The organism is Desulfobacter sp., assembly GCA_028768525.1.
Taxonomy (GTDB): Bacteria; Desulfobacterota; Desulfobacteria; order Desulfobacterales; family Desulfobacteraceae; genus Desulfobacter.
The window spans coordinates 1347551-1371132 of the sequence record CP054837.1; the positions used below are offsets into that span (position 1 = coordinate 1347551).

A 23582-nucleotide genomic window follows, 5' to 3' on the forward strand; every position below is an offset into this window, starting at 1 on the left:
GAATAATCCTCTTCTTCTGCAAATAAACTACCCGCCCTCAAATCATTCTTTGATTGGTGTCCTTAAATGTCAACAATAAGTATGCCCCCAACTTCACTGGTATTTTTTTGATTAAAAAGTACTCTGTACATCCTGACTATATCTATCATTCGTGGCCGAAAATACTGTCAATAAAGGCATTCACTTCTTTTCCCAGTGCTCAAACCACTCACAATTCGGGGGGGCGAGCTTTAGCGTTGGAAATGCTCTGGAGTAACAGGGATAGTATGGGGTGTATTTCGTGCTAAGAGATGAGACTCAAACTGAAGTAGTCCACAGTACTTTGAACTTCAACTTACCCCACACAATCTATACCAGAAACGATTGCCGGGAGAATAGAACAAATCATTTGTACGAATAGCTTCTTATCTTCTCTCCACTCATTACTTCTCAAACCATTGATAACAACGGATTCAAGCAATTTGGCCGGAATCCTTTTCTGCTTCTCCGGTCCGCTACCAGTCCTTTAGGAAGTTTTCTTTAGTGCAATTGGGGTTTGTCGGACTTTTTCAAATTGGTAGCTCATCGAGTTAACGATTGTTAGTAGTCTTCAGGGATTTTTACACCAAAATACCTTGAAACATCATAATTCCAGACAAAAAAATTTGACGCAATATTCCCTAAACATTCACGAGAAACTTCTTTATTAATTCTAAATATTTTAATCCGTTTGCCTATTTTACCAATTTTTCGAACATGCGATTTTAAACGCATCTCCCACTCATCAGGTGTATATATTCTGATAGCGCCATCAAGATGAACAATTTTTCTTTTAGATGGCATGTATATTCCATGAAGGTACCGACTCCCTCTCCTGTATATATCATCTTTCAATGGTAGCTCTTCACATCTGAAATGGACTTCCCCATCTCTTGGTGTCCACGAATAATCGGTATACGCTGTTTTAGTAGAAAATTTTCCTGGGTACCATCTTCCGTGATCTTCATATCCCAGTTTTTCTATTAAATTCCAATCAAGAGAAATCCCATATACCAACATGCGGTATTCCATGCATGGATATTCAGATTCCTCTCGTAAGATGAAAGGGTCTAACCTAACATCAGTTACTGATTGCAAATTTTCTTCTAATAATGCTTGTATCAACCAATATTGAGAATTTTTAGCATCAATCGGCGGTGTGATTGTGAAGCCAAAATTATTTCTAATTAATGCACTTCCTCTAATATTGAAAGAGTTAAGCGGAACCAAAAAATCGGAATTCAAATTGATATCTATTAAAGATTTATGGTTGTATGGATCAGGTCTCTTCGAATTGTGGGAATCAAGCAAAGATTTTAATCTGAACCTGGGGATTGTTTCATCCAATATTTTCTTTAAAGTCCAAATTCTCGCTTTTTTATCATATTCAACCCCGTTGGTATTTTTAAATAAGAATTTAAACTCTGTATCGGCTTTTGTTTGTTCAACTATTTGAGCATCAAGTAAATTTAATTGCCTGACAATAGTTGAATTTATTAAATTCGAATTATCTTCAGCAGCCTCTTCAACACAGAACAAAGGATCGAGAGGGTCACTGGCAAAATAGTTTAAAATTTCAGTTAATATTTGCATTTACTATTAATAAATAATTACAAAACGAAAAAATTAGTTCTATTTTATTTTCATTGTGAAGTTAAAAACTTAAATAATCTATTCAAGATTATTTAATTAGATCTCTTAGTCAGATCTATACCGATTATCTCTATATCGTCTACTTTTGGATAATCAGTGGAAATAGCTGTCCAATATTTTTGTAGTGCTATAGTCAACCCCTCAAAGTATTCCCTATTGCCGTTTGGCATTTCCCAAGTGCTTTTAGCTCCCTGATACACAAGTATAAATAGCCCCCTATTCGAACGGTTATCCCGCAGGTAGTCACCACAAAGTTGATTTTCAAGACGTTCAAACAATTTTGGCCCACTCCATTTATCTGCAAGCTTTAATTCTACAGGAACCGGCTGATCGAAATTAACTCCATGAAATCTCAAATCTGGTCTTTTTGCATCGGCAAGTTCCTCTTCTTGGGGAATGGAATATCGTCCGAATGCTTTTTCTCTAAGTTCATTTCCGATGAACTTTCGCATATCAGTTTCCAATGTTACTTCTTTAAGTATATTTGCTATGCTACTATCTCCATGTTCCAAATCATCTTTGAGATCAAGAAATCTAAACATAACCAACTCATGATCAACGACAAATATTTTTTTCCTTCAACGACAATTAAAACTCCCGTTCCCCAACCTGCGTAACCATTTAATTTCATTAAAAAATACTTGCAAAACAATTCTGATTATGTTTTTTAAGACCATCCTTCCGGAGGATAAGGCTATGCTGGAGAGCAACCTGAGCGCCGAGAAGGTGACTGAAGTATGAGGGGCCGTATTTTCCACGTACGGCCTTTCGCTTTTTGCTCTCATACTTTGGTCTATAATGCGCTAAACTCCGGGGGTTTGGGGGCTGGCCCCCATTATAATCCGGTAAAAAGTCCTTTTAATTACCATCACAAAACCCGGTTCTTCCATGGGTTAAGCCCTCTATCGATAGTATCCGTCCGATAGTGCTTGCTGACGGCATTGGTTCAATATTTTCCGCTTCCATCTCCTTGCTGATAGCACCGGCACCGCAGTTCAGGCCTCGATTGTATAAATCCAGTCGGATCATTTTAATAATCTCAACAATCTCCTGCCTGGTATATCTGGTCTCGATCATTATTCGGCCTCCATTTTAGCCTGTTCCATGCGATAGCTTTCCACATTCAATTCAAGGATGATACTGTGATGAACGAGTCTGTCGATGGCTGCTGCCGTTGTCATAGGGTCCTTAAAAATCTGTTCCCACTTAGAGAACGGAAGATTGCTCGTGATCATCAGGCTGCCCTGTTCATACCGTTCCGCCAAAAAGGTAAACAGCACTTCCATTTCTCCCCGGCTTTGTTGGACATACCCAATGTCATCTATAATCACAGCATCAAACCTGGAGAGGGATTTGAGTTTTTTGGTTAGCTCAAGATCCCTTTTGGCAATCAGCAGATCCTGGACGAGCTGACTGCATGAGATAAAAAGAACCTGCTTACCCTTTGCAATTAATTCATGGCCAATGGCACAGAGCAGATGGGTTTTCCCGCTACCCGGATTACCAAAGGCCAGGATGTTTTCACAGCGCTCTAAAAAAGCGCCGTTGACCAGGACACTTAAATGATTGGCAACCTTTAAGGGGAGGCGCTTTTTATCAAAATTCTCAAATGTCTTGGAAGATGGCAACTTGGATGCCCTCAGGTTACGTGATATCCGGTTCTGCCAGCGGACTTCGCATTCGAGACTCAACAATTGTAAGAGGTACTTTTCATATCCCCATGCCTCCGCCCTGGCCTGATCCGCCATTTCTTCATAACTGCGGCGCATGGTCGGCATATGGAGGCTTTTAAGATTGGTGTCTATCTGATCCCGATCATTGATCATGCCGCCACCCCCTTGAGCAATTGGTCATAACGAGTCAAATCAACTGCCTGGATATGAACATCATCCGGCCTGCTGACAGAGGCGTTGGACTCAATAAGGCGTTTAACAGCCTCTTTGCTGATTTCCTGATCCTCGTTTATTAGAACCATCAGGGCGCTGTCTACTGCCACCTCGCTTGTCTTTGCTGCCAGGTATAATATTTTCAGATACCTTGCTGCTGAGCTTTTAACGGTATAACGCTTTCTTAAATGATCGTAGGCAATCCGGAACCGGCTGGTGGGGAACATGGCATTACGATAACGATAATTTTCAAATGCCCCCGGTTTTTTGACCAGGCTGTCAATGATATGCCGGTAATTGATTTTATATTTGCCCTCACCCCGCAACCTTGGCAAAGTATCGACCTTTCTCTGGCCGTACCAGACCTCCAGGCATTCCATGTAGAGGCGGACCTGGATATTTTCTCCTATGAGCCTGCTGTCTACAGAGTAAACGTTGTGATTGACCCGAATGGTACTGCTGGGACCAACCTTTAAATCCATCTTTTTACATGCATCAAGCCGGCGTTTGGGCAACCGGTGTAGGAGATCCAGTTCTTGTGTAAACCGTTTCCTACGACCGGCATTTAGCTGTGCGAACAGTTTGGCCAGGAACAAGTCATATTCTTCCCGGTCTTTAAAATCCCGGTGTCCTCTCAGCATCAGGGCCTGGTCAACGGCTTTTTTGAACCGATAATTGCGCTGCTCCACGTCTCCATTTTCATTGGGGCTGGCAGGGTTAGTTTTGCAAGGAATGATACCGTAATGGTCAACAAGATCCTGATACCTGCTGGTGAACTCCTCAGGGTGACTTACCTTGTTAACAGCGGATGTCAGACAATCGGTGCGATGTTGCTGCGGCACACCACCAAGTTCCCATAGGGCATTTTGCAGGCCCTGGCTCAGGCTTTCGAAACTCTCTGAAAAACAGACTGTACCTGTCTCCCAATTGGAATAGGTCAAAACAAAATGGTAGATCAGGTGGTCAAAAGGGACGCCGCCTATAGTGACGCCCAGTTTATCCATGTGGGTGAAGTCTGACTGGCATAATTCGCCAGGCTTATGAATTTGAGCAAAAAAGATTTCTTTGGGCGGCCCCTCTGTAGCACGCCATTGCTTTATTCTCCGTTGCAGGGTCCGTAATTGTCCATCGGCGAACCGGCCGGGGTGTCTGCGTTGCAAATCCTCAAACAGTGTCTTGGCCTCCAGACCTGGATTTATGGTCAACATGCCTTTGATACCATCCCAGGTCTCCTCAAACGGATCTTTGCGTGTGCGCCATGTATGATCCGTTTTGAGTTCACTCGGCAACTTCCCGTGTTCACGGTACTTTCGAGCTGTTTTTTCATCCATTCCAGCTTTCATTGCTGCTATCCCGAAACTCTTCTCTGACTGAATCAACTTGAACAACCTCCTCACTTGCTGGTCCGTTACCATCCAAATCTCTCCTTCTGTTCAATTTGGATGTTTCTACCATTTTTTTTGATTCTTAAATTTCGGGAATTTTAATTGTCGTTTGGCGGGAATTATAAATGACGCTGATCACCAACTCAGCCAATTCCCTATGGTTGCTGGGTGTGCGTTCCAGTTTATCATAGAATTCTCTAACTTCTGAAACGGGCCAAGGATCTGAATCTCCATCTTGTTCGGCTTTTTTCTTTGCGCTCAAAAACATCCACGATCGAACTTCTTCATCAGGATGTAAATTAGCTAAATCGCAAAGTGCTAAGAATGATTCTTTGCCAGGGATTTGGTTCAACAAATTAAAGAGACTACTACGAGCATCTTGTGCGTTATCTCTCAACCCAGGAGAATAGGCTCACCCCCCAATTCGATTGATGTCCTCTTCCCTTCGAATGTATTTGTGCATCAGAAGGTATAACGACTTCAGGTATTCGGGTGTCTTGAACTGTTCTCGCACTTTAGATTCACCACTCATACGATCACCTAAAAGCTGCGTAATGAAAACCATTGCAAACAAAGTTTGTGATTTAGGATCAAGTATTTCTTTTAGTTTAATCTTCAAAGATGTAATAGCAATTTTTGGAGCAACCCCTACCCAAACAGCAAACCACCGTGCGAGATGTTCCATCTTTTTTAAGGTACGACATTTTCGAGATGCAAGCTTCTCAATTAAGTTATCCGATACATTTGAACCTTGAAGAATTTTTAATAATGCATCCAAATTAGACAAGTTTTTAGGTTCTTTTTTCAAGATTTCATGAATATGCTTCGCTAATTTATCCCAACCCCACTGACCCGACCAGCTTAGGTCATCTATGATGTAATGGGTTCTTTCCTTTTGTTTTTCTATGGACAACTCATATTTGACTTCTTGAAGGAAAAAATTACAGACAACATCAGAATGGACTTCAAATAGTTTGGAAAACCATTTCGGGAATCCGTTTAACTCAAAAGATGCATACTTACATGCTAATTCAGCTTCTTTTGAACTTAGTCCAGCCGGCCAACCTTCAATTTCATAGGCCTCTATTTCAAGTCCTGTAAGACCTATTATGACAGCATAGGGGGTTTGATTAAGAGGAGCGCCTTGCGAACGTAATTTTGGTTCATAGTTACGCCAAAAAGAAACGGTGCCATCTCTATAGAACCTCGCAATTTTTTCACCATATTCTGTAATCAGTGTCTTCCAATTATACTCAGTCCACCTGGATGAAGACCCGTTCTTTTTTCGAGTTTGCTCGAATAAATAGAGCAAAGGATTTGTGAGAGTTCCAGGTTTATTTTGCAGATCAGCTTTATTCTTATCAAAATTTTCGTTAAGAAATTTTTTCCAATTTGCATGATGCTTTTTTGTTTTTCTTTTACGGACTTCAGCCTCTTTTTTCCATTTTGCTTCCTGCTGTTTCCAGCGTAGTTCCTCTTCGCTTTGGGGCGGTGGATTCAAATAGGAATTTAATCGCTCCGACAACTCATCATTACCTGAAACGAGCTTTTTTAGTTTCATACGCCATGCACGAGGTCTACTATTTTCTCTATAGAGGCTAAATGCTATTGATAAAAGTACTAATTTATTGTCGAGGAATTTTTGTTGATTAATCTCATCAACTACATTCTCAAAATCACTTGGTTCAAAACGCCAAATAGGATTGAAAACAGATATTCTCCAGAAATCTGTCAATCTATTTCCAGGTTTTTTTGAAATCTTTTCTCTCGATATTTCTACTTCATACCAGAACAAACACCAATTCAATTTTTTCCATGCTGGGACAAGCTCTGAAAAATTATTTTTGATTTTGTTTAGGTCATTGCTCTCGTAGTCTCGGAGACTTGTTAATTTGTGTAAAGTTGCAAGGCAATCAACTTCAAGCGAGGCAGGATGATGAATTGATATCAAACGCTCTACTGATTCACATGCAGGTAATATCAACCATTTGAATTTTTCTGAAACATCACAATACAGGCGATCGATCATCGGTGGAAACCCAAGTAATCTATTTAATCCAGAGACAAATTGTGGAAGAAGTTCAACTTTAGAGTTCCTCGCAAATTCTGACACCTTTTCTGTTAATAGATCAATACTATAACGTTTTTTGGGTTTAACTTTTTCCAAGCATGCTAAGAGCCAAGTCAGAGTCTTTTTCGTCGTTCGTATTCCAGTAAGCAGTTCAGCAAGCCATTCCCTTTTCAGCTCTGATGATTCAAGCAAAAAACTCTGCTGTACCTTTTCTATATCCTCATCGGAACCTATTGCAATAAGGGCTCTAAATGCCGTTATGCGAGTATACTTATCAGCAGTGGACAATAGCGAAAATTTCATAACTTCCGGTAGAGCCAATTCAAGCTGTCCTAACCATACCATGCGTAAAAGAAAGGCAACCAAATCGTCTGACTTTTCATACTTTATTATCAAGGCTCTTACATCATCAGTCAGGTCAGGGTTTGCAAACCGTAGAACGGCTGAATAGTCGTGCATGGAGCGACCAGTGGTCCCTCTTTCCATTTGCTCACAAACTTCGTGTAAAATATATTGGCGCACATCGAAAGGAAGTTGGCTGGGATCACCACCTTCAAAAATAATTTCGGGTGCCACTAAACGAACTCGTTCCCTTATTTTTTCATCCAGGATAACCAACCATGGCAAAATTGGACGTAACGTTGGAACAACTATTTCCAAGCCATATTGACTTCGGAAAAATAACTTTTCAATAGATCTTCTTGATGTCTCTCTCTGGAGTAATTTGGAGAACCATTCTGCTGTTAGGTACTCTTTCACCGATCGATGGTGGAAGCGAACCGTTCCGTAAATCGCTTCGTCAAGTATTGGCCGGGATAATAGCACTGATTGTTCTTTATCATCCCAATCGGGAAGTACAGGTTGGATTGGTATTCCTTCAGAATTTTTTGTTCCGTCAGGAACTCTAATGGTTTGATTTTGAGATAGTGTTGTAGCTGCCGATAAAAGCCTTAAACCTTCTCGGGATCGTTCAACTGAAAGGGGAAAGGCTTCTGCCCTGTCTTGGTCACGCTCGATTATCCTTCGATCAATACTGTTTCGCATGAGCTCTAAGCGGCTTCCAATTCTACCTTTGTCGATCCAGTATTCAGTAAGTTCTTCTAAATCTTGGGGACGTGATGTAAAAGACCATGCATCAGCTCTTTCAACAGCCTCAAGAAAAGATTTGCTATCCTCAATCCCTCGAGCTTTGACAAATAACTCAATTTGACCAGAATCTAAATCATCAAATGCAACAATTTTAAACACCGTCTCATCACTGTTTTTTGTTTTAGTTTGAGTATGTAAGCCACCTTCAAGATCAGAATCATTTATAGGCCCTTTTTCCGTGGAGGAATTTGCATTATAAGGTAATTGGGCTTTACAAATCTTAAGATCCGATAATGGCCTCCATGCTGTTGTTCGACCAGTAATCACAATGTGAGTCCAGTCTTTAACTTTGCTTATTATTCTGGACAATTTTCGGATTGCCCTCTCAAAATCACGTGGATGTCGTAGACGGGCTTCATCTATCGAATCTAATAGAAGCCACCCCTCTTCACCCGAATTCAACCAATTTTCAAAATTTTCGTAAGTTCCTATCTCGAAGGCATCTTCAAAATCTGATGGAATATGTTCTAATCGAAGAAAGAAAGCATTTTTCCCCTGCTCTCGAAGCATAAGGGCGACATTTTGAATTTCATAAGTTTTACCAGATCCCGCTTCTGACAAAATTATTAGACGGTACTCTTTAATGAGATTAGACCAATTAAGCCGTTCTCCTGTGCCTAATAATCGATAAATATCTGAGTCATCACTTTGAAAGCCATCTTTAGATAGTTCATGGAAGGTTCTATTAAGCTTGATATACTTGTAGTCTAAGCTGAGGTTCATCTTTTAGTCCTCTTAGGCCTCCAGATTTATTTATACATCCCTTTCAATAAGAACAGCACATTGAGAAAGAATCGTGCTGTATTCAGACAGAAAAAAATCTGACGAATTAATCATTACGGTTGCACACATTCCAATCGATACCGAACAATTATTTCCTGTCTTTTTAAATACTTACAAACCGTACCAACACCTCCATATCGCTTAATCTCTGTAAAATCAACAAAATATAGTAAATTTACATGAATTTCCGTTTTTCCTGATCAAACTCTAACTTCTTATCTAAAATGCCTTCTGTACAAGCCTTCCCATCAGAACGAATAACGTAAACACACATAATATTTTAGATGGCCCATTACTTTTAACACACGAAAGGAAAAATAGATGAGAAAAAGGTTAACGGCGTATGGTATGATACGTCAACAGCATCCCTGATTGCAGTAACTGACAGCATGAAAGCCTTTTTGGGTAAGACTTTTTGAATTTTTCCACTGAGGACTACTTCAATAAGAAATCTCCCCAATGATGGATTCAGAACCCCGGACTATTATTAAAAGCCTGAGTTTTTTAGGGGAGCAGGCAGACCTTGTAAGTGGGCACAGAATTAAACACAAAAATCAAACCGGGAGCAGATATCAAACAAGCACTTACAAAATTTTCGTAAGTGCTTGTTGTTTTCTTATGATAGGCCAGAGCGGACTTAAACCTCTGACTTCTCCCGTGTCGAGAACAGATTACCCTATTATTAGATTTGCCTCCAGATCACATTCGTTCGTCTGAATCATAGCCTTCGGTTTTGGTCAGCCTGGTTCTGTTCTCTAACATGCTCAGGTGGCGAATAGTCATCCTTGACTTCATCCTTCCGGGCGGCATCAAAATAGGTAAGGCCCAAATTTCCATTACCACATTGTCTTAACCCGTAATGTTTCCTCATCGAAGTTGTCATGTGCCCCATGGCTAAAGCAAAATCAATTTCATGTCCAGGATCTCCACCCAAATGCTTTCTCAAATCAGATGCAAATTGATGCCGAAAGGAATAAGAAGAGACATGTTTTAAACCTAGCTTACGTTGTGCAATATAACGAATGTGATCCCCATAAGCCCGCACATCGTCGGCGTTACCTTCACCTGGAAGTTGATATGTTATTCTTTCCTGATCATTTTTCTCCAAAAGCATTACAAACAATTGGGCTATTGGGTTTTTGCTTGGAGTGAACCCTAAGGTCCTATATTCATGCCCCTTATTATCACCGATCTTTGCGCCATTAATCCTGCACATCAAATGACCATCTTGCATATATGTAGTTATTCCATTAAACAGTTCCTTTGGTCGACATCCAGTCAAAGCTAATAAAAATGTTTCTACGTGATATTTTTCCTTGACATTCTTGCAAACAGAGATTTGCCAGTTTTTTGGCAAACCGACAATAGACTTTCGTTTACTATTCGCTCTCTGTTGCCGCCCTTCTTTTTTTTTAGCTTTCCCAAGTTTTTCTTTTTGTTTTCGAATTTCAAGATCAGGATAAATAGAAACATTCTCTCTCCAAAAAGCAACCTTTGCCTTAGACCCAATCATCGGGGCCAACTCATTAAACTTATCAAGAAGGCGCCACGCATTATCCAAATCTGCTTTAATATGTTTTTTTTTGTAGGCATCAAGGCTGTCTTGGATCTCACTGACAAGGCAATGCTGCAGCGCCGCTTTATATTTGTAAAAAGTATTTTTGCCGATTAGGCTATCCAAGGCATACGCACAGATATCATAGTCGTCATGCCTTTTTGCTTTATTATAATCGATTATCCTTTTGGCAATTTGGAAATATGCCAATAGAGTATCTTTGTTGGTCGAAACATTTTTTTGAAACTCCTTGACCGATGCTTGGAGAATAAGGATATCGTCTTCGTGGTCTATCATCGAATTTATCGGTTTTTCAATCATATCTAAATATTCTTCTTATATGGTTCATTGATGTACTATACTACTTGATGTGATACGCTATTATTATCCTTGATACTCCACATCCGCTCCCCCCGAGGGGGAGCGGTATATTCCTCGGACACTTCGTTCGAGAAATATATTTCTCCGTCAGCCACCTAACTCATTGAGTATCAAATATTTTTTATGGCGTATCAGATTCCTATGGTACGAGCAGCGAATAGAAGTCCATCGACAAAATTTGCGAATGCGTTGGCATTCAGGCCACTTTTATTGTGATGCATTTTCAGATTCGTGAGCTTCGTATTTCTGTTTCTCAACTTGTTTTGCTTTCGTCGCAGACTTAGCCGCCTCGATGGCTTTTTTGAGTTCTTCTCGATCAATATCAACTGTAGCTTCAAAAAGTATTTGCTGATTTAGTTTCTTCACGCTGTTTTCTTTTTGACGGATTCTTCCTAAAAGGCTATTCATTGCATTCCTATGCTTGTCTATCCTTTTTTTCTTTTTTGCCCGTAGGACTTTTATTTCATTTTCGAGGATATCCCGTCTCTCGATCCTTTTTTCTTGTTGCTTGATTCGTTTTGCTTGAATGTCGTCCTGTACTGTCATTCTTGTCCCTATTCCATTTTTTTGCATTACACCATCTCCACACGATCTTCGATGTAGGCCACCACATCTTCCACCAAGTAGCAGATCTTTCTCCCAACCCGAAAACGGGGAATCCCCTTCCCAAGGGCGTCTAAGTTAGCGATGGTCCGATGATGGATTAAGCCACCAGTTGCTTCCGATATTCTTTCTCGAAGTATAAATCCCGTGGGATTATTCTTGAAAATTGAACTAAAATCCGGCTTTGCGTTTTTTTCATCATCTCTACTTCCAACCGTACTACAAGTCATAATAATTACCTCTTTGACATTAAAATGTGTTCTCAATGCAATTGCGCAGAAAGAAAAAAATTGCCGCCTCGGCAATTTTTCATTGACTTGGAATCCCAAAATAATATAGTAGTCTTGTATAGGTGTTTATGACACCAAATTTAAAACTCAACTTTCAACAACAAATTTCTGGAACCAACATGAATTTGTTGTTAAGCTAAAAAGGATTCAGTCAAGCTAACCATCACAATTGACTGTTCTTTTTTGATGACTCATGATCCTCGCCTCGCCAAAAAGTTTGGGTTATGGGTCATCACTCAAGCTATCGCTATATATAATTTTATAGGAAAAAATTCGATCTGGCAAATGCCCACCCTAAAATTTTTTTTAGGGGATAAAAAAATCCTTAAGTCACCCCAAATAATCATTCAACCATCAGATAAAAAAATAAAAACTGCTTTCATTAACGAGGGAACCCATATACTCATTTACGGGGATACCCCCAGAATAAGACATGGGTTGATACCTATCAAGTCACTTCAAATGTTTTCTATTTGATCAATGACAAATGTTTTTTTCTTGCGGGTATTATAAATGACGTTGATCATCTATTATGTTTTTAGCCTATTTGAATCTGGTATTGCTGATAAACTTGACATGACCGTAGAGAGTTTTATTGCAAGGAAAGGCAATTTCAAATACCTTGAAACCGGAAAAGGGCTTTCCCATGCGGCAAAACCATCAGAAGAAATATATGAAAAACTGAAAGATGTTCCTAAACCGAAACTTTTATCATTTGTAAAAAAAATTCTTTACCCACAAAAAAAGTAGGGGCGATCAATGGGTAAATGCGTCTGCTGGTCATCTGAAAACGAAATTTCCCGACCAAAATCTACCTCTTAGTTTTTGGTCTAATCAAAAATCTCATGCCATTTTACTTCAAGGAAGTATTTTCTCATTTTTGAACAAAAATTTTACTGTATCTGATACCGGATGGAGAATCTGGGATTATCCATTTTGGATAATCATGCCTTTTTCTGAATTGATACAATCTTTTCATTTTTATGTTCAGCCACGGCCCAATCAATGGCACTGGCAGCGAGTTGAAGCTGATCTGGTGCCAAGTGGGCATACCTTTCCGTTACCTGAATAGTTGAATGTCCCAAAACCTTTTGCACCAAATAGAGACTAATTCCCTGTTTTACCATCCAAGAAGCACAAGTATGACGGCATGTGTGAAAAGTAACCCGTTCCCGTCGATCAGTCACTCCCTGATTGAATAATCTATTGACGACTTCTCGAAACTTTTGACTGACTTGAGTTGAGGGTTTCCCCTGTCGGCCCGGAAATACCAACTCATTCAATTTCCCCCTATCTTTTGTCTTCATCAAACTCAAAACATCCTGCGTCATACTCACAGATCTGTCAGCCCCTTTTGAATCAATAATATTGAAAATCCCATGTTCGAGGTCAACTTTGGACCAAGTCAGGTGGAATATTTCTGATGCCCTCAATCCACAATGAAGGCTGATCAGCGCCTTTTCATAAAGAGGAATACTGATCTTCTGCAACTCACCCAAAAGTGTTTTAGCCTCTGCCCTAGAAAGAAACCGTATCCGGGAATTATTGTTTTGGCTGATTTTCTTTTTCATGGTTTTGGATATCATTGGCATTTCCGGGGCATACTCCCCCTCTCTAGCTTCTCGCCAAATTTGCTTTAGGGTCGTCATGGCATATTCAGCTGTTCGGATACTTTTTCCAGAATCAACCATGTCATAGAAAACCCCTTCAATATCTGATTTACTAACTTCCGAGAATGTGAGTGCACCAATGTTTTTGTCAATCCACAAACGAAATAGAGACTCCTCTCGCTTGTATGTCTTGGATTTCTTCTCCTTCTGGATCTGAGGATAATAGACATCATGAAAAAACTCATTAATGGTAAGTGCCTTTTTTTTAGCCTCCTCTTTAGTCTTTTGGGCTATCCTTTTATCCTTTTCTATTCTTTCCCTTGCTTCCGACAGGCGGGCCTCCCCCTCACCGGTAACAGCAGCAACTTTCAATTCTGCAAGCTTTACGGCGACCTTTTGAGCACTCCAGCCTTCGCTAGCCCAACCGACCCCCTCTTCCCTACGTTTTCCGTCTTTTTGATACCTAACAGAAAAATACTGATCTGGTCTGATTCCATGTTTTCGGGTTTTGTGCGTCCGGAACCTCACACCTGGAAATTTTGTACTTTCCCACTTAGCCATTTATTTATCCCCATTTATTTTGATTTTGAGAATTGCAACGAACGGATCATTCCTTAATTTGGCCCAAGAAAGAATAGCTCTGCTCCCAAATTAATTTTTTGGAGCTTCACTCTCTTTTTCAGTTTGCCCACATCCAATGTTGTCAATCAATTTTTCATTCTTTTAAATATTCGGCACCCCAAATCTATCCCCACTTAGTCCCCACTTTTTATTAAATGCGATAGGATTTTATGTGATACAAAATGTATATAACCGAGAACATAAATACAATCAAAAGACAATGTTGTCAAGTGGTTATACTGACAAGATGTGGTCGTGTGAAAACTTGTGTAAAATCACAAAAACGGACTCTGACTCCGTCAATCTAGGTTCGAATCCTAGTCAGCCAGCCACTGATAATAAAGCCTTTCAGGGATTTTCCCTGGAAGGCTTTTTTGCTTTCATGCTCATTCTTTCCAAGTTTCCCCCGGTATAAAACTGCTGACTAATTAAGGCCGAATTAAGGGGCCTAAAATGGGGCCTTTCGTTGCGGGTTTTCCCATGAACTGGGGCAGCCAGGTCGTGAGCAGATAAATCATGGGAATGCATAGAACGATACTGACAAGGGTCATAATAGATGAATAGGCCAAAATCGTTCCATGGGTCAACTCAAAGGAAGCTGAGAACCATTTGGCGGCCTTGGGATTGACGAAATGGTAAAACAGGCCATTTAGGCAGAACAGGGAGAGGGCATTTTTCCCCATATATGAAATCCACGCCCATGCAGGGCCGGTACGGGCGGCGAAGAGGATAAAAAAAGAACCGGCAAAGGCAGTGAACGGGAAAAGAAAGAAGCTGCCGTGGGCGGATAGTACAATCACCACCGCCTGGATGATCCGGAAGGGTCCCTGATTCAAATCAAAGGTGAAAAAAACCAGGAACAGGCATAGGACGGCTCCCAGCCCGGTGATCCATTGGGAAACGACCCTTTCCAGCCAGCCCGATTTCTGGAGCAGAGTACCTGCCGCATAAAAAAGGTAGACCACCGGGGCTTCATTGATAAACCAGTATGCCTGACCCTGGGCCACAAAATTGTGGGCATGGTTGAGGGTATATCCCCCCCAATACAGGAGGGCAGCGGTGAAAGCCAGCACCAGGTTTTTTTTAATAATTTTTGAAAGGATATAATGAAAGAATTCCACACTGATGAGAAGGGCCATGAACCAGAGGGGAATGCAAAAGGCAGGGAATCCGGTCAAGGTTTTGGAAATCCCCTTGAGATATGCATGGGCGTCGGTCAGGGCGCCCAGTGGGAACCATCCCGGGATAAACAGGGACAAAAGGCCTAAAAGTATGCTGAACAGTATATATGGAGCCAGCCTTGCCGCCAGGGCCTGCTTGGCAAACCGGCCAAAGGCCAGGGCCAGTTTCCTGTCCGCGACAATGGTACCGGACAGGAAAAAGAACAGGGGCATGTGAAAGGAGTATATAAACTTGTACTGGGCAGCGGCCTGGCTGCTGCCCAGGTACATGACTTGCTCCACAATATGGCCGTAGTAAACCAGTACCATGGCATAAAATCTGGCCGCATCAATAAAGGAGATTCGTTGACCGGCAACCGGGGAGTCATTCATGGGCATATCCTCTTTTTAATTCCTCCCGAAGGATATCGTACAAATCAGGACCAGAGTCTGTTCACCTCAGTGGCATTCTGGTCACATCGCCGCCGGCTCATGGTATATCGATTCTGCCATTCACGATCCATTCGGTGGTTCCTTTTGATCCCAGTGTTTATTTCCAATCCAAAATAGGAATTGCCGAGATGCTGTTTTTCGGTGAGCCATCAATTAATTTATTCGAATAGGTCAAATATACAATACAATTTCTTTTTTTATCATAAAAACGAACCACCTGAAGCGATTTGAATAAAACGGAGGTTGATTTTTTGAACACTTTCTTGCCATCGTCCTTACCAGATCGCACACGTTCCGGCAGAACAATTTTACCGATCTGGCGACAGGCAAGCGAGGCGTTGGATTTATCCTCTGCGAGGCCTATAGATCCGCTAATCCCTCCGGTCTTGGCTCGGCTGAGATAACAGGTGGCACCCGGAATATCTGGATCATCAAAGGCCTCAATCACGATTTTATCATTGGCTCCCAGGATCTTGAATTTTGTCCGGACCTCGCCAATCTCATCCGCCTGAACCACAGATACAATTCCCCAAACCATCAATACAATTGACCAGACGACCACAACGGTATTTCTTCTATTTTTCAAATTCCTGTCTCCCTGTACATAGTGTCTTATTTTTGATTCTGCACCTCCCCCAATACCATAGCTCTATTCATTTTTCACTTGAAGATTACATCAGGGCCAAAAGAACCGCTGAAAAAAGGGGGAATGGTATCTCCCAGCGCTAGTCTACGGCCATCCCTGTTAGCAGAAACAGATCCTTCGCCCAGGACTTAAAGCCATCCCTCATTGGCGAGTAGCGGCCCCCCATACGCGGTCAGTGATACCCCCAAAATATCAATGGAGGAAGATTTTTAAACCTTTTCCCCAAGCAGATCATCCAATATGACAGCAGCGTCATAAACAATTTTGTTGCAGATCTTTTTTTGGCGGAGCTGTTTAATCTGCTCGGGATCTTTGGGGTCCACCCCAGACTGGGTGAGAATTTTTCCGCAGTTGGTCGTATAATGCCGTTTTTCGAACCGGTGGAATAATTCCTGAATCTTGATCAAGCAAAGATCCTTTTTGTACGGATCAGGTGTGAGGCCGGGACCAAATTTCAGGCCGATGACCACAGTGGCAGCTGTCACAGCCCCGCAGGTTTTCCCCTGGGCGAACCCGCCTGAAAATCCTGCAGCCAGCCGGCCTGCGAGTTCAGGGGGCAGATCAAAATATGGAGCGTACGCCATCAGAATGGATTCTGAGCAGGAGTACCCTTCCAGCAATTTATTGACCGCAGTATGATCTGTCATTTATTTTCTCCCTGTTTTTATGGAAATGTCACCGATGGTGACGTTTTGGGCAAAAAAAATTTACTTTGTAAAAATACCTTTCAACAGAAGATCAATCCCTTTGTTGATCTGATCCCACCCGGCATCCGTTTCTATGTCAATGCCGCTGATGGAGCTGGCAATGCGAGACTTGACAATCAGGTGATTCACGGCACCGGCCATCAGCGCCACGATGGCGGGAAGATGCTCATCATCGGGCAGGGTGTCGAGTTGCTCGAAAAATTCCAGTACACTGCGTACCCGGCGGTCCTCGAGCTGTTTAGAGAATTCGTTCCGTTCAAGAAGCTCCCACGCCAGGATATCTTGGGTAACGGGCCGCCTGCGAAGCGCCGCAAGAAAGGATTTAAAAAAATAGGCCATCTGCATGTCGGGTGCGAGTTCCCGGACAGCCTCTGGGTCAGATCCAAAGAGTTCTTCAGCCGTGGGCCAAAAATCCACCGTTTCACTATAGGCAGTCATCAGGCCTGGCAGCCCTTGGAAATAGCGGTATACCAGTACTTTATCCACACCGGCTGTCCTGGCCACCTTATTGACGCCCACCCCTTTGAACCCTTCTTCAGCCAGCACCGTCCCCACTGCTTTTATCAACTTTTTCCGGGTTCGCATCTGTCGGTCTGTCATTGAAAATCCTTTCAATTTCATTTTGTCACCAGTGGTGACTATTTTATTAAACACCGAAAAATTGTCAAGCATAAAGAACGGGTGTCTGCGAATTCGATTAATCCTCATTATAAAAGCCACGGCAGGAAAAATGCATGGCGTCTTCTTTTTAAATCGCCATTGACAATAAAATAAAACCGTTTAAAATACCCACATTTTGCCAAACCTGTTGTAAAACAGGGACGGAAAGCCACGGGTCTTTGGGTCGGAGACAGCCGGGCTGCAGTTTTCAGCACCTCCATGCCTTGGTTGCAGCCTGACGGTTCTGACCTTGACTCCCGGAACCGCTTTAGGGGGGAGAGAATTAAAGCCGCATGACAGACAACAACCCAGAAAATCAACCCGGTCCCGGATATAGCGGGCAGGGATTCAGGCTTAAAAACCACCGCCACTACCTTGAAGTCATCACCAGCGGCACCCTGGTAAAAAACACCATCTTATCCTCACTGGGGGAACTGCTGAAACATCCGGAGTATCCTGCCAAGCCATCTTTGTGGAATCTTTACCAGTCAACACCGGGATTTTCCATGGCGGACTTATCTGAAATCGTAGGAATTTTGAGGCAGTCTCCCTGTAACCATCCGGAGCGGCTGAAAAAAACGGTCATCCTGGTGCAGGGACAATTCCACGCATCCATGGCAGGCCTTTTCACAGGAATGGCCCGGGACCTGCCCTACCACTGGCAGGTGTCCACCACAATGGGAGAAGCAGAAGCCTTTCTATCCCCTTAATCCGGAACCGGATACAATTCAGGGTATTTGCCCACGCCAACGCCTTTAATAAGGTATTGACAATCCCCGGGGAAAAGCCGAGTATACATTTCCAAAGTAATGCCTGAACGTCAATTTGATTTAAATCCAGGATCCCATGACCATGGACATATTTGTTGCACGGCAGCCTGTTTTTGACCAGAAAAACAAAGTGGCCGGGTACACACTTTTGTTCAAAGACGGAGTGGAATGTACACTTGGGGATAAGGCCGGGGACACCGCAGCAATCACCATGTTGTCCCATTCATTTTTTTCCTTTGACATCCGGGACCTGCTCGGAGGCAAGCCGGGCTTCATCCGCTTCACCCCGGAAATGATCATGGAAAACATCCCCCTGCTCTTTCCCGCAGGGCTTGTGCACATCGAAATTCCGGGGGAGACCGCCCCTGCCCCCGACCTCCTTAACGCCATCGCCGGCCTGCGCAAAAAAGGCTACCAGATTGTTTTAAACGCCCCCGCTTCCCCCGAACTGATTTCCCATTCCGATATCGTCAAAATCGACATCGGAAAAACGGCCCCGGCAGGCATTTTCGACCGGATCCGGCGCCTGAAAGAAAAAAACGGGCCGGCACTGATGGCGGATCATGTGGAAACCCGGGAAGATTACCACAGGGCATGCGAAATGGGATTCACCCTGTTCCAGGGCTATTTTTTCTCCAAGCCGGAAACCGTCACGGGAAAAGAGATTTCCGCCAACCAGGCTGCCAAGATGCAGCTCATTGCCCAACTCAGGCAGGAGGACCTGAATATCAGCAAGATCCAGGAGCTGATCAAAAAGGACCCGGGGACCTCCTTCAAACTGCTCAAATTCATCAATTCCGCCTATTTCAGACGCCCCGTCCCCATTGACACCATCAAAGACGCCGTCATATTCCTAGGACGGGATGAACTGAAAAAATTCATCACCATCATCGCGGTGGGGGATTTAAACCCGGCGGCCTCCCATGAATTGCTCCGGCGCTCGGTGGTCCGGGCCGTGATGTGTGAAAAAACGGGGCAGATCATGCAAACCCAGTTCTCCGACGATGAATTATTCACCCTGGGGATGTTCACCCTCATGGACGCCCTGATGAACTGCAAAATGGAAGTGATCGCGGAAAATATCAGGTTTTCAGATAATATGACCGACGCCCTTATGGGACGAATCAGGCAATTCAACCTGATGCTCCATATCATCGACTGTTTTGAACGGGGGCTGTGGGAGTCCAATGTGCTGACGGCGGTAACGGGCCGGACCATGGGGACAAGGCTGCCGGCCTACTACCTGGATGCGGTGAAAATGGCCGACTCTTTTTTTGAGACGGCCGTCTCCTGATGCCTGGCCGGCGGTTGGCGCCGGCCAGGTCTATTATTTTTTATCCTTACCGATATTTGAGAATGCGTCCCCGTCCCCTTCCGGCACCTGTTCCCTCAGGTCCTGGGGCAGGACCACATTGAGGAAGATGGCGGTGAGGCCGCCGGTGGTGATGGCCGAACCGAAAATCTGCTTGACCAGGGGCGGAAAAATCCCCAGGATCTCCGGCCGGAAGGCCACGCCCAGGCCCATCCCAAGGGAGATGGCCATGATGAGTACGCCCCTTCTGTCGATGATGCTTGAGGCGATGATCCGGATTCCGGATGCAGCCACGGTGCCGAACATGATGATGGTGGCGCCCCCCAGCACGGAATTGGGAATGATGGAGAACAACCCGCCCACAATGGGAAACATCCCGAACAGCACCAGCAGCAGCGAAATCCAATACCCCACATAGCGGGAAGCCACACCGGTCATCTGGATTACCCCGTTGTTCTGGCTGAAGGTGGTGTTGGGAAAAGAGTTGAACACTGCGGCCAGAGCGGAATTCACCCCGTCTCCGAAAACACCGCCGGCGATGCGTTTCATATAAGTCTCACCAATGATGGGCTCGCCGGAAACCATGGAGGTGGCCGTGAGGTCGCCGATGGATTCCACCGTGGTGATCAGATAAAGCAGGGCCATGGGAATAACATGCCCCCAGGAGATATAAAATCCGAACTTAAAGGGAACGGGCGCGGCAAAAACACCCAGGTCCGAAATTTTCCCGAACTGCACCATGCCCATGGCAGCCGCCGCAAAATACCCCAATGCCAGGCCGATGACAATGGCCCCCATGCGCAGCCATTGGTTCCGGCTCCGGTTCAGGGCAATGATGGTCACCAGTACCAGGGCGGCCAGGGCCAGGTTCGCCCCGGATCCGTAGAGTTCGGGTTTATTGGTCAGCAGCCACTGCCCGCCACCGATGTCGGTGATCCCCACACGGATCAGGGAAAGGCCGATAAGGGTGACCACGATACCGGACACCAGCGGTGTAATGATTCTTTTCAGCAGAGGGATAAACCTGGAAAAGATCATTTCAACCGGGGAACAGACCAAGGCGACGCCGAAGATGGTGCCCAGGGCCTGTTCAGGGCTGCCACCTGCAGCCTTTACCGAAAGGCCGATACCGATGGAAAGTCCCAAAAAAGTAAAACTGGTTCCCTGGATGCTCAGCAGCCCCGACCCCACAGGACCGAATTTCTTTACCTGGATAAAGGTGGCAACCCCCGAAACAAAAAGGGCCATGCTGATGATATACGCCTTATATTCCGGCGGCAGTTCCAGGGCGCCCCCGATGATCAGCGGCGGCGTAACGATGCCCACAAAAATTGCCAGAAGATGTTGAAATGCCGCCAGCACCGCCTGGAAAACCGGCGGCCGGTCATTGAGCCCCAAAATCATTTCAGACCTGTTCACAAACCCCTCCATCAAATTCAAAAAACTTTAAATTTCAAATAATTACCAATTATTTATCTAATCACTTGACTCTTTAAAAAAAGAAGATAATATATGCCAAGTGGCTCATAATTAAAAGATAAAGGCAAACGTTTTGACCTGTACCAAAACCACACTCATCGAAAAAATTTCCGACAGATTCAATCAAAAACCGTCCGAGGCCAAAGAAACAGTTGAAACCCTTATCGAAATCATCAAATCCACCCTGGCATCAGGGGAAGACCTTATGATATCCGGTTTCGGGAAATTCCAGGTCATTGAAAAATCTCCGAGAAAAGGCAGGAATCCGGCCACCGGCGAATCAATGCTTCTGGAAAAACGCCGGGTCGTCACCTTCAAATGTGCGGGCAAACTCAAGGAAGAGATGAACAGCAGGCCAAACTAACGGGGCACGCGCCCCAATCCTCCCTATATCAAAGAGGCTGCTGCAGCCCACCGGCCTCAGCAGCCCCCCATGCATCACACAATCGCCCTGAAAATCACAGGAGCGAAAAGCCGGGTTTAATCAAAAATGCTTTTAAACAGATTCTGTACCTCTTCCTTCACCTGATCTACTGTGGCGTCCTTGGCCTCCTGCCTGGCGGCCTGGCCGACATCCTTGGCATCCTGGGCAAGTCCGGTATCATCGGAGGCGCTTGAGGCCTGGGGCTGTTCCGGAACCTGGGTCTGGGAATACCCGGCGGGCATCTGCCCGGCGGCACCGGCCATGGCGGGTTTTCCTGCCGCAAGATTTTGAATCACGGTTTTGGCCTGCTCTTTCATCATCCGGTCCCCATCAGGGTCATGCTCAAATTGAATTCCCTTGGGCAGCGCGAACTTGGAAGAAGCCACGCTTCCCGTGGAGAGGTCGGTGACTTCCTGGCTGATCTTGATCCCCATGGTCTCGCCCTGGATTTTCAAAGGCAGGGCGCTGCCGCTGATGTTATAGGCGGTGGTTCCCATGGCCGTTACCTTGTCGCAGGTATATCCCATAATGGTGGCTGCCTTTTTTTCAATGGAGCCTTCCAGTCCTTCAATGGTGGAAATCCCCTGGGATTCCGCGTTCTGAACCACCTTTTTCTTTTGGCTTGAAGAGAGTTTTTCAAACTCCTCCTGCATATATTTATTGATGTTGGCCTGCTTGGAGCCGGTCTTTTCCACGAGATCTGCGGTGTAAATCCAGTCCGGAGTGGTGATGATGATCTCTTTTTGCTCCTGGGTCATGCCGAACATTTTCATGGACATATTTGAATACTCTGCCGTGGTCCGGCCGTAATCCTTTACGTAAAGGGTTTTGGTCCCGGTCATGGTTCCGGCGACCTTATAGGCTACGGTGGCGGATTTAAAGGGCAGTTTTCTGTCCCAGGGATTTTCAACGGCAAAAGCAGCGCTGGCGAACAAAAGAACCAGTGCAACAGACAATACTCTTTTCATGATATTTTCCTTTGAATAGAAAATTAAAAAATGAATTATAGAAACCAAATCGTCTCTCTATATGCCAAATTCGCCGGAAAATCAAGAATATTGGCGTTGCCCAACGGGCCAGTCCATCTTGAAGGCAAAAAGACGATGACTGACGGGGCGGACACACTGACCTATGGCGTTTCAGGAGATATAGACCCGGTCAATCTTAAGCATATAAAATTTGATAAAAAAAGCAGAGCCAAAACGGCCCTGCCTTTAGAAATTGATTCAATAATGCCTTACATCATTTCTTTCTTCTGCTCACCCCTGCAATGCCTAATAGCCCAATGCTGAAAAGAAGCATGGTGGCAGATTCGGGAACTTGAGACGTTTGGGTGAAATTCCGAATAAGAAAATGGCCGGCATATCCGCTTCGTTCATCAGGTTCGCTGGCAAATCCAGAGGCAGGCGAGCCCCAATTTACTGTCCCATTTGATTCACTAAGCGTAATTCGAATTGCTCTGTGTGACGTTTGGCTCAAATATGGTGCGAGATAAGTATCTTGTATCTGACCCGTTGACCAGGAATAAGAATATGCTGGGTTGTAGGGATCAGTATATTCATGGGTTGTCCCCATATAATAAACTAAAGTGGCTATTTGATCGTGGTATTCTGGACCAGATACGTCTAAATAACGATCGTATCCCCCCGAAGTTGTGCCTGTCCCAGGTTGGATACCTGTAACATTCGTAAAAAAGCCTACGAATTCCTCTTCTGTGGCGTGATGGAATCCGTATTCGGTATACCATTGAGAGACCAGGACATCGTTGTATGACATGCCGTCGGTTGCACTCAGGTCCAGCCACTCTAATCCCGTATTTGTATCTCTGGTAATAAGAGCATCCCCTGGCGTTAAATCTATTTCGATGATATCCGCCTGGGCTGAATTGAATCCCCAAAAAAATAAGAAAAAACAAATGACTAATAAGCTTTTTTTCATATACCGTCTCCTTGTTTTTAGATGCACC

The 23582-nt window shown here is 44.0% G+C and carries 21 protein-coding genes and 1 riboswitch; of the genes, 4 read left to right on the plus strand and 17 right to left on the minus strand.

Features of this window, described 5'->3' with window-relative positions; translation table 11 throughout:
* Nucleotides 1-579 precede the first annotated feature (579 nt).
* The 9 genes from HUN04_06190 to HUN04_06230 all read right to left on the minus strand — a co-directional run bounded on the left by HUN04_06190 (nt 580) and on the right by HUN04_06230 (nt 11454).
* The gene (locus tag HUN04_06190) at nt 580-1611 is read right to left on the minus strand and encodes a hypothetical protein (protein WDP89335.1); all 1032 of its coding nucleotides are present in this window, start codon (nt 1609-1611) and stop codon (nt 580-582) included.
* Nucleotides 1612-1703: 92 nt separating this feature from the next.
* On the minus strand, nt 1704-2213 hold the full coding sequence (locus HUN04_06195) for a hypothetical protein (protein ID WDP89336.1): 510 nt from the start codon (nt 2211-2213) through the stop codon (nt 1704-1706).
* 316 nt (nt 2214-2529) lie between these two features.
* Complete coding sequence (locus HUN04_06200; GenBank protein ID WDP89337.1) at nt 2530-2748, minus strand: hypothetical protein; 219 nt, start codon at nt 2746-2748, stop codon at nt 2530-2532.
* Nucleotides 2748-3497: an ATP-binding protein gene (locus HUN04_06205; protein WDP89338.1), complete on the minus strand. Its 750-nt coding sequence runs from the start codon at nt 3495-3497 to the stop codon at nt 2748-2750. Before HUN04_06205 ends, HUN04_06200 begins: the two co-directional genes overlap by 1 nt.
* Complete coding sequence (locus HUN04_06210) at nt 3494-4933, minus strand: IS21 family transposase (protein ID WDP93180.1); 1440 nt, start codon at nt 4931-4933, stop codon at nt 3494-3496. The genes HUN04_06205 and HUN04_06210 overlap by 4 nt, the downstream gene beginning before the upstream one ends.
* A 91-nt stretch (nt 4934-5024) precedes the next feature.
* Entirely contained in the window at nt 5025-5339 is a 315-nt protein-coding gene (locus HUN04_06215; GenBank protein ID WDP89339.1) for a hypothetical protein, read from the minus strand.
* Nucleotides 5340-5354: 15 nt separating this feature from the next.
* Nucleotides 5355-8885 (minus strand): hypothetical protein, encoded by a 3531-nt coding sequence (locus HUN04_06220; GenBank protein ID WDP89340.1) that lies wholly within the window; start codon nt 8883-8885, stop codon nt 5355-5357.
* Nucleotides 8886-9663: 778 nt separating this feature from the next.
* The gene (locus HUN04_06225; protein WDP89341.1) at nt 9664-10821 is read right to left on the minus strand and encodes a site-specific integrase; all 1158 of its coding nucleotides are present in this window, start codon (nt 10819-10821) and stop codon (nt 9664-9666) included.
* A 267-nt stretch (nt 10822-11088) separates the two neighbouring features.
* The gene (locus HUN04_06230) at nt 11089-11454 is read right to left on the minus strand and encodes a hypothetical protein (GenBank protein WDP89342.1); all 366 of its coding nucleotides are present in this window, start codon (nt 11452-11454) and stop codon (nt 11089-11091) included.
* Between the two features lie 833 nt (nt 11455-12287).
* Here HUN04_06230 and HUN04_06235 point away from each other — a divergent pair.
* Nucleotides 12288-12524 carry a hypothetical protein gene (locus tag HUN04_06235; protein WDP89343.1) on the plus strand — a complete coding sequence of 79 codons (237 nt, stop codon included), beginning with the start codon at nt 12288-12290 and terminating at the stop codon, nt 12522-12524.
* A 194-nt stretch (nt 12525-12718) separates the two neighbouring features.
* On the opposite strand, the gene HUN04_06240 is transcribed toward HUN04_06235, so the two are convergent.
* The 5 genes from HUN04_06240 to HUN04_06260 all read right to left on the minus strand — a co-directional run bounded on the left by HUN04_06240 (nt 12719) and on the right by HUN04_06260 (nt 17592).
* The gene (locus HUN04_06240) at nt 12719-13945 is read right to left on the minus strand and encodes a site-specific integrase (protein ID WDP89344.1); all 1227 of its coding nucleotides are present in this window, start codon (nt 13943-13945) and stop codon (nt 12719-12721) included.
* A gap of 488 nt (nt 13946-14433) precedes the next feature.
* Complete coding sequence (locus HUN04_06245) at nt 14434-15558, minus strand: acyltransferase (protein ID WDP89345.1); 1125 nt, start codon at nt 15556-15558, stop codon at nt 14434-14436.
* A 157-nt stretch (nt 15559-15715) separates the two neighbouring features.
* Entirely contained in the window at nt 15716-16156 is a 441-nt protein-coding gene (locus HUN04_06250; protein WDP93181.1) for a CreA family protein, read from the minus strand.
* A gap of 317 nt (nt 16157-16473) precedes the next feature.
* Nucleotides 16474-16911, minus strand: coding sequence for a C_GCAxxG_C_C family protein (locus HUN04_06255; GenBank protein WDP89346.1), 438 nt, complete (start codon nt 16909-16911; stop codon nt 16474-16476).
* Between the two features lie 60 nt (nt 16912-16971).
* Nucleotides 16972-17592: a TetR/AcrR family transcriptional regulator gene (locus HUN04_06260; protein WDP89347.1), complete on the minus strand. Its 621-nt coding sequence runs from the start codon at nt 17590-17592 to the stop codon at nt 16972-16974.
* A gap of 167 nt (nt 17593-17759) precedes the next feature.
* A riboswitch (cyclic di-GMP riboswitch) is annotated at nt 17760-17838 on the plus strand.
* Between the two features lie 86 nt (nt 17839-17924).
* Here HUN04_06260 and HUN04_06265 point away from each other — a divergent pair.
* Both HUN04_06265 and HUN04_06270 read left to right on the plus strand, forming a co-directional pair.
* The gene (locus HUN04_06265) at nt 17925-18341 is read left to right on the plus strand and encodes a hypothetical protein (protein WDP89348.1); all 417 of its coding nucleotides are present in this window, start codon (nt 17925-17927) and stop codon (nt 18339-18341) included.
* Between the two features lie 142 nt (nt 18342-18483).
* Nucleotides 18484-19695 (plus strand): HDOD domain-containing protein, encoded by a 1212-nt coding sequence (locus HUN04_06270; GenBank protein ID WDP89349.1) that lies wholly within the window; start codon nt 18484-18486, stop codon nt 19693-19695.
* A gap of 33 nt (nt 19696-19728) precedes the next feature.
* Here HUN04_06270 and HUN04_06275 read toward each other — a convergent pair whose 3' ends face one another.
* Nucleotides 19729-21144, minus strand: coding sequence for a purine permease (locus tag HUN04_06275; protein ID WDP93182.1), 1416 nt, complete (start codon nt 21142-21144; stop codon nt 19729-19731).
* A gap of 121 nt (nt 21145-21265) precedes the next feature.
* Here HUN04_06275 and HUN04_06280 point away from each other — a divergent pair, with 121 nt between their 5' ends.
* Nucleotides 21266-21556, plus strand: coding sequence for an integration host factor subunit alpha (locus tag HUN04_06280; GenBank protein WDP89350.1), 291 nt, complete (start codon nt 21266-21268; stop codon nt 21554-21556).
* 116 nt (nt 21557-21672) lie between these two features.
* Here HUN04_06280 and HUN04_06285 read toward each other — a convergent pair whose 3' ends face one another.
* Both HUN04_06285 and HUN04_06290 read right to left on the minus strand, forming a co-directional pair.
* Nucleotides 21673-22584, minus strand: a complete 912-nt coding sequence (locus tag HUN04_06285; GenBank protein WDP89351.1) for a hypothetical protein — start codon at nt 22582-22584, stop codon at nt 21673-21675.
* A 274-nt stretch (nt 22585-22858) separates the two neighbouring features.
* Nucleotides 22859-23554 (minus strand): PEP-CTERM sorting domain-containing protein, encoded by a 696-nt coding sequence (locus tag HUN04_06290; GenBank protein ID WDP89352.1) that lies wholly within the window; start codon nt 23552-23554, stop codon nt 22859-22861.
* Nucleotides 23555-23582: the final 28 nt, after the last annotated feature.

Excerpts from the sequence above, each read along its gene's own strand:
- HUN04_06190 (WDP89335.1), bottom strand. The coding sequence starts at position 1,611 with ATGCAAATATTAACTGAAATTTTAAACTATTTTGCCAGTGACCCTCTC.
- HUN04_06195 (WDP89336.1), bottom strand. The coding sequence starts at position 2,213 with ATGTTTAGATTTCTTGATCTCAAAGATGATTTGGAACATGGAGATAGT.
- HUN04_06200 (WDP89337.1), bottom strand. The coding sequence starts at position 2,748 with ATGATCGAGACCAGATATACCAGGCAGGAGATTGTTGAGATTATTAAA.
- HUN04_06205 (WDP89338.1), bottom strand. The coding sequence starts at position 3,497 with ATGATCAATGATCGGGATCAGATAGACACCAATCTTAAAAGCCTCCAT.
- HUN04_06220 (WDP89340.1), bottom strand. The coding sequence starts at position 8,885 with ATGAACCTCAGCTTAGACTACAAGTATATCAAGCTTAATAGAACCTTC.
- HUN04_06225 (WDP89341.1), bottom strand. The coding sequence starts at position 10,821 with ATGATTGAAAAACCGATAAATTCGATGATAGACCACGAAGACGATATC.
- HUN04_06230 (WDP89342.1), bottom strand. The coding sequence starts at position 11,454 with ATGCAAAAAAATGGAATAGGGACAAGAATGACAGTACAGGACGACATT.
- HUN04_06235 (WDP89343.1), top strand. The coding sequence starts at position 12,288 with ATGACGTTGATCATCTATTATGTTTTTAGCCTATTTGAATCTGGTATT.
- HUN04_06240 (WDP89344.1), bottom strand. The coding sequence starts at position 13,945 with ATGGCTAAGTGGGAAAGTACAAAATTTCCAGGTGTGAGGTTCCGGACG.
- HUN04_06245 (WDP89345.1), bottom strand. The coding sequence starts at position 15,558 with ATGAATGACTCCCCGGTTGCCGGTCAACGAATCTCCTTTATTGATGCG.
- HUN04_06250 (WDP93181.1), bottom strand. The coding sequence starts at position 16,156 with ATGGTTTGGGGAATTGTATCTGTGGTTCAGGCGGATGAGATTGGCGAG.
- HUN04_06255 (WDP89346.1), bottom strand. The coding sequence starts at position 16,911 with ATGACAGATCATACTGCGGTCAATAAATTGCTGGAAGGGTACTCCTGC.
- HUN04_06260 (WDP89347.1), bottom strand. The coding sequence starts at position 17,592 with ATGAAATTGAAAGGATTTTCAATGACAGACCGACAGATGCGAACCCGG.
- HUN04_06265 (WDP89348.1), top strand. The coding sequence starts at position 17,925 with ATGACAGACAACAACCCAGAAAATCAACCCGGTCCCGGATATAGCGGG.
- HUN04_06270 (WDP89349.1), top strand. The coding sequence starts at position 18,484 with ATGGACATATTTGTTGCACGGCAGCCTGTTTTTGACCAGAAAAACAAA.
- HUN04_06275 (WDP93182.1), bottom strand. The coding sequence starts at position 21,144 with ATGGAGGGGTTTGTGAACAGGTCTGAAATGATTTTGGGGCTCAATGAC.
- HUN04_06285 (WDP89351.1), bottom strand. The coding sequence starts at position 22,584 with ATGAAAAGAGTATTGTCTGTTGCACTGGTTCTTTTGTTCGCCAGCGCT.
- HUN04_06290 (WDP89352.1), bottom strand. The coding sequence starts at position 23,554 with ATGAAAAAAAGCTTATTAGTCATTTGTTTTTTCTTATTTTTTTGGGGA.